The organism is Acinetobacter sp. 243_ASPC (assembly GCF_001054715.1).
Lineage (GTDB): Bacteria > Pseudomonadota > Gammaproteobacteria > Pseudomonadales > Moraxellaceae > Acinetobacter > Acinetobacter soli.
Genome location: NZ_JVOR01000010.1, coordinates 87,392 through 93,714, shown reverse-complemented (window position 1 = coordinate 93,714; position 6,323 = coordinate 87,392). Strand labels below are relative to the sequence as shown.

General features: G+C 43.7%; 5 protein-coding genes. 1 reads left to right on the top strand and 4 read right to left on the bottom strand.

Annotation, left to right across the window (positions count from 1 at the left end; all coding sequences use genetic code 11):
- Positions 1-925 precede the first annotated feature (925 nt).
- The 4 genes from ADA42_RS01540 to ADA42_RS01525 all read right to left on the bottom strand — a co-directional run bounded on the left by ADA42_RS01540 (position 926) and on the right by ADA42_RS01525 (position 5,300).
- Complete coding sequence (locus ADA42_RS01540) at positions 926-2,350, bottom strand: amino acid permease (protein WP_004944292.1); 1,425 nt, start codon at positions 2,348-2,350, stop codon at positions 926-928.
- Positions 2,351-2,540: 190 nt separating this feature from the next.
- Positions 2,541-2,900, bottom strand: a complete 360-nt coding sequence (locus ADA42_RS01535; protein ID WP_004941667.1) for a RidA family protein — start codon at positions 2,898-2,900, stop codon at positions 2,541-2,543.
- A gap of 10 nt (positions 2,901-2,910) precedes the next feature.
- A complete protein-coding gene (gene alr / locus ADA42_RS01530; protein ID WP_048763225.1) occupies positions 2,911-4,008 on the bottom strand; it encodes an alanine racemase in 1,098 nt (365 codons plus the stop codon).
- A 32-nt stretch (positions 4,009-4,040) separates the two neighbouring features.
- Entirely contained in the window at positions 4,041-5,300 is a 1,260-nt protein-coding gene (locus tag ADA42_RS01525; protein ID WP_025096024.1) for a D-amino acid dehydrogenase, read from the bottom strand.
- A 138-nt stretch (positions 5,301-5,438) separates the two neighbouring features.
- Here ADA42_RS01525 and ADA42_RS01520 point away from each other — a divergent pair, with 138 nt between their 5' ends.
- On the top strand, positions 5,439-5,909 hold the full coding sequence (locus tag ADA42_RS01520; protein WP_004941677.1) for an Lrp/AsnC ligand binding domain-containing protein: 471 nt from the start codon (positions 5,439-5,441) through the stop codon (positions 5,907-5,909).
- Positions 5,910-6,323 lie beyond the last annotated feature (414 nt).

Sequence of the window (6,323 nt, the reverse complement as noted above, 5' to 3'; positions counted from 1 at the left end):
AATTTAAATAGTTGTTTTTTATTGAATTTTAAAGGTAAAAATAAAACAAATCATGATATTTAAAATCAAATATTACTTGAAAATTAACATTAATTATAAAGATAATAATATTAAAATAATTCTCACTTCATGATTAATTTATGTAAATTTTATTATTTCTTAGTTTTTACTTAAGATTTTAAATTTTTTCTTAGTATAAAAAATATCAGCCTAACGAACAAAAAATAATTTAAATGGAAATCATTTACAATTGAAGTTTATTATTTATAGCGTTTATATTATTTGACAAAATTAATTATTTTTGAATGATAAATATCTTTATTCTTAATTTTATATTTCCACTTTTATTTTCATTTTAAATTTCATCATATTATTATGTTATAATATAACATAATTAAAATTTCTATTTATTCATACTCCAATTTTTTAAAAAAATAAATCTTATTTTAATTCTTTAAATAATCTCATTGAGTCATCAATATTTTTTCGTACAAATTCACCAAGATGGAATGGTTAAAAAATAATCACATCTATTATCTTTCGGTAATGCTGATTTTTTACAATGAGTTTAGTATTAAATTTTACTGTTTGATCAATAATTTATCTATTTAGATACCTTCAAAAAATAAGATTTTAAATTTATAAGGCTTGTAATGTTCGCTTTGGATATGTGCTATTTGAGACATCTAGCGCTACAATTTTTGGCTCAGTTGATTTGGATGTTTGAAGCTTTCGGTTGATATCCGCAGGGAAAACGACAAGCTCTCAATCTGAATCAAAAAAGTTAATTAATTCACATGTAACGCAAAATTTCTATGGATTTTTATCGATTTTAAATATTGTGTTTATTGTCGCTTATCTTTATTTTTTTAGTAAAACATTGAAGAGCATACGCCAGACGATGCTCTTCAATGGATCATTTCTTTTAATTTTGCATCAAACGTTTCACGCGAGGCTTATACATAAACTGATAAGTAAAGCCCAAAATAATCAACCAGAGCGGACTCACGTAAAGGGCTTTAAGGGTATCGGGCTCTAATGCCAGAATCACCAGCGTAAACATCAAAAAGCCCAAAACCACATACGACATCAAAATACCGCCTGGCATCTTAAACGTCGATTGGGCATGCAACTCAGGGCGCAGCTTACGATAACGCAAGTAGCACACCATGATCATGCTCCATACGCTAATAAACAAGATCACGCAAAGTGAACTGGCCAGCGTAAAGGCCTCCATGGTATTGGGCACAAAATATTGCAACGCGGCACCTGCCATAATAAAGAGGCAGGAAAACAGTAAGCCATTGGCCGGTACTGCACGGCGCGATAACTGTGCAAATGCCTTAGGGGCTTGACCATCACGTGATAAACCAAACAACATACGGCTGGTCGAAAACACACCGCTGTTCATCGAGGACATCACCGAAGACAACACCACCAGATTCATGATGATGGCAGAAGTCGGAATACCTGCGTACAAAAACAGTTCTACAAATGGGCTTTTATTGGCACTGATCTGATTCCAAGGCGTCACCGACATCACCACAAACAATGCCAATACGTAAAATAAAATAATGCGGATTGGGATGGCATTGATGGCTTTGGGAAGATTTTTTTCAGGATCTTTGGTTTCTGCGGCAGTCGTACCGACCAGCTCGACCCCAACAAAAGCAAAAACTGCAATTTGAAAGCCAGCCAAGAAACCTTCAACGCCTTTAGGAAACATTCCCCCTGCGGACCAGACATTACTGATTGATGCCACAGCGCCGGCAGGAGAATGAAAATGGCTAAACACCATGTAGCCACCGACGCCGATCAATCCGACAATCGCCAGAATCTTAATCAAGGCAAACCAGAATTCGATTTCACCAAACAGGCGCACGGTTAACAGATTCAGCCCGAGCACCAAAAATACACATGCTGCGCTAATGAGTGCCTGCCCCATTGGCGTAAAGGTGGTCCCATCGGGTAACCAGAAACTTAAATAGTTGATAATGGCAGCCAGATCGGCGATTCCGACCAGTACCCAGCCTAACCAGTAGGTCCAGCCCAGATAATAGCCAGCGCCCGGACCGAGCAGATCATGCGCCATATCGACAAAAGACTTATAATGCAGATTCGCCAGTAACAATTCGCCCATGGCACGCATTAAAAAAAAGAACATGACGCCAATGATCATGTAAATATATAAAATAGAAGGCCCTGCCAGCGAGATCGTTTTCCCTGATCCCATAAAGAGGCCTGTTCCAATGGCACCGCCAATCGCAATCAATTGTAAATGACGATTCGACAGTTTGCGCTGAAGCTCATGGGGTACATGCTCAGCGTCGCGATGACGTCCTGTAGTCATAAGGTCACATCCTTTTTGAATTTCCTCTTTTAAACCCAGCCATTTTTCCTTTTGTTTGGGATCGCCTCACAAAAATACTGAAAACAGCGGGATCTAACGCTCCTTGTGCCCGTCATTCACTTCAACATAAAGGGAAATACGGGTCTTAAATTGTCAACGCCAGCACACGAATGTACTGGCGGATATAAAATTAAGCTTGTGCCGCAATCACGGCAATTTCGATGAGCCAGTCTGGATTGACCAGATCGGCCTGAATGGTGGCCCGTGCGGGTGTGGCCAGTCCATCGAGCCATTCGGTCCAGATTGTATTCACCTGTTGAAAATCATCAAGATGCTTTAAAAACAGTTGCGCAGAAAGCAGACGGGATTTGTCGGTATGGGCTGCGGCCAACAAAGCATCGATGGTTGCCAGAATTTCTCGGGTTTGCCCTTCAATCCCTTGCTCGGTCTGCTTCGGAACCTGACCAGAGAGATACACTACGCCATTAAAAATGGTGACAGCACTCATTACCGCGGTGGTATTGATGCGCTGAATATCGCTGTTCGACATGCCTATATCCTTATGTTTGTATAATAAATGGAACGCGTGCCGTCACAGCACACATGAGTTCATAACCTACGGTGCCCGAAGCCACTGCCACTTCATCGATGGATAAAGTTGCACCAGTTTTAGACCTGCCCCACAGCACCACCTCACTTCCCACAGCAGCCTGTGGTACAGGCGTCAAATCGACTGCCAGCATGTCCATACTGACGCGACCAACGGTACGGGTACGCACGCCATCTACCAGAATAGGCGTACCTGTTGGCGATATACGTTGATAACCATCGGCATAACCACAAGCCACAATACCGATCTTGAGTGGGCGGTCTGCCATAAAGCTTGAGCCGTACCCCACAGTGTCATTGGGCTGTAAATCTTGAATGGCCAGCAACTCACTACGTAGGCTCATCGTGGGCTTAAGTCTCCAATGGTCGATTGAATGTGCCGGATAATCTGGTGCGCTGCCATAGAGCATGATGCCGCTACGGACAACATCGGAGTGCAATGGATGGCGTAGAATCGCGGCACTGTTACTCACCGATCGTGGGCCCGCAAGCCCCTCAACCGTTTGTTCAAAAATACGTTGCTGATAGTTAATACCAGATTCGCCAAAACGATTGCCATCTGCATCGGAAAAGTGCGTCATGTGCGTGATACTGGCCACCTGCGGTAATGCATGCAGGCGCTGCCACGCTTCGCGATACGCCGCAGGCTGAAAGCCCAAACGGTTCATGCCGCTGTTCATTTTTAAATAAACATGAAACTGCGCTGGCGCAGGATGACGCTCGATCCATTCAATCTGGCTCAGGTGATGTACGGTAAAGCTGAGCTGATCTTGCGTGCAATCGTATAAATCTTGCGGTGAAAACACACCTTCCAGTAACAATATTGGCCCGGTCCAGCCCAACGCCCGAATGCGTTTGGCTTCGGCAAGATCAAGTAGTGCAAAACCATCGGCGGCGCTTAAGGCCGGATATACGCGTTCGATACCATGACCATAAGCATTGGCCTTAACCACGGCAAAGACCTGACTGTCTGGCGTGGCGTTTCGGGCAACCTGAAGATTGTGTGTTAAGGCATCCTGATGCACAACGGCATGAATGGGACGTGGCATGGTGAATCTTCCCTGAGGTTTAAGACACGGACTTAGGCTGCGCTAGAATAACGTTGCAGCGAGAGCCCTTCGGTACTGATATCGGTTTGATGGTTCAGCACAATGTCACTGATCAACTTGCCAGAGCCACAGGCCATGGTCCAACCCAAAGTGCCATGTCCGGTATTGAGAAATAAATTTTTAAAGCGGGTCGCACCAATAATTGGAGTGCTGTCTGGTGTCATTGGGCGTAAACCTGTCCAGAAAGACGCTTCTGCCATATTGCCGCCCGGGAATAAATCTTGTGTCACCATCTCAAGCGTGGCGCGTCGGTCTTGATTTAAGCCGAGATTAAAGCCACTCAGCTCGGCCATCCCTCCCACACGAATACGCTGGTCGAAACGGGTAATGGCGATCTTGTAGGTTTCATCGAGTACGGTCGACTGCGGCGCGAACTCAGGCTGCACAATCGGGATTGTGAGTGAATACCCTTTGACTGGATACACCGGCAGATTAAGTTCAAGCGGTTTTAAAAAGTCACGCGAATAACTACCAAATGCCAATACATAACGATCTGCTGTTAGAGTTTGACCATTAACGCGCACGCCTTTGATGCTATCGCCTTCGACCACCAAGCCTTCGACCTGCTGATTAAACTGAAAATCGACGCCCAGTGCTTTGGCTTTGTTGGCCAGCGCATTGGTAAACAAATAACAGTCGCCAGTTTCATCATTTGGCAAGTGCAAACCACCGACCAGTTTATCCTGAGCATGTGCAAGTGCCGGCTCGACTTGGGCAAGCCCCTCGCGATCAAGTAGTGCATAACCAACGCCACATTCTTCTAGCACCTGAATGTCACGCTGCACTGCTTCTAATTGTGCTTCGCTACGAAAAACCTGCAAGGTTCCCTTAGCACGGTTCTCATATTCGATACCTGTGGTTTCACGCAATGCTTTGAGGCAGTCACGGCTGTATTCAGCCACACGCATCATGCGTTCTTTGTTGGTGGTATAGCTGGCTGGATTACAGTTTTTAAGCATTTGCGCCATCCACTGTAACTGCCACATGCTGCCATCGATATTGATTGCCAAGGGTGCATGATGTTGAAACATCCATTTTACCGCTTTAAACGGAATGCCTGGCGCTGCCCACGGGGTAGAGTAACCCGGTGAAATCTGGCCGGCATTGCCAAAACTGGTTTCTTCTGCTGGCCCCGCCTGGCGGTCTAATACCGTAACCTGCGCGCCTTGTTGCGCAAGGTAATAAGCGCTAGCCACACCAATAACACCACTGCCCAAAACAATTACACGCATGTCCGTTCCTTCAATCCGTATTAGGTTATTTCACTAGTATATTTCTGGTTAGATAGTTAATTTCACTGATTTAAACGCTATAATTTAGGTAATTTTAAGAATTCGTCGTGCAAAAAAACGAAAAAAAGGAAATTTCTTATGCGTGCATTAGACCGGATTGATCGGCAGATTTTAGATATTCTGCAAAAGGAAGGGCGCATTGCCATCAGCGAACTGGCTTCACGGGTCAATTTATCGACCACACCTTGCTCCGAGCGGGTCAAGCGACTAGAGCGCGATGGCGTGATCACAGGTTATCATGCACGGCTGAATCCGGCGTATGTCGATCGGAATCTATTGGTCTTTCTGGAAATCAAGTTATCGGCAAAATCGGGGGATGTATTTGATCAGGTCGCACGTGACTTAGTGGCGATTCCTGAAGTGTTGGAGTGTCATCTGATTTCGGGGGAATTTGATTATCTGGTCAAAGCACGCCTGAAGGAAATGAGTGCCTATCGCCGTTTGCTCGGCGATCTACTTAAAAAACTGCCCTCCTCGGCGTCTTCACACAGCTATATTGTGATGGAGGAAATTAAGGAAACCTTGTTTTTGGACGTTTCACGTCTGTAATCAAACGACTTAATGAATTCTTAAAAAATCAAGCATCACTTTGCAAACCACACCCAGTCGTGTGGTTTTTTTGATTGACTCCAGTTAATATGCGTCTTTTTGGTGCAAAAGTATAAATACAGCCATCATTATTACAAAATTCATAATTTAATTATGTATTGCATAATTAAATTGGGTTTAGTATGCTCATTCATATAACGCAGTATCGGTTGGACGATACGTCGTTAAAAAAATGAAGCAGGACGGCGATTTTGAGTTTCAATAATTTCCTTTGAGCGCAATCGTCTTTTAAACCTAGGGTGCTACCCCGATACAATTTTAAATTGGTTGATTGTATTGGTGATGCCTATTCCTTAGCCCTTTATAGGCTCTGTAGCATTCTATGTTTAAAAATCTAAAGCGATCCAATGAGTG

Excerpts from the sequence above, each read along its gene's own strand:
- ADA42_RS01520 (WP_004941677.1), top strand. The coding sequence starts at position 5,439 with ATGCGTGCATTAGACCGGATTGATCGGCAGATTTTAGATATTCTGCAA.
- alr (WP_048763225.1), bottom strand. The coding sequence starts at position 4,008 with ATGCCACGTCCCATTCATGCCGTTGTGCATCAGGATGCCTTAACACAC.
- ADA42_RS01535 (WP_004941667.1), bottom strand. The coding sequence starts at position 2,900 with ATGTCGAACAGCGATATTCAGCGCATCAATACCACCGCGGTAATGAGT.
- ADA42_RS01525 (WP_025096024.1), bottom strand. The coding sequence starts at position 5,300 with ATGCGTGTAATTGTTTTGGGCAGTGGTGTTATTGGTGTGGCTAGCGCT.
- ADA42_RS01540 (WP_004944292.1), bottom strand. The coding sequence starts at position 2,350 with ATGACTACAGGACGTCATCGCGACGCTGAGCATGTACCCCATGAGCTT.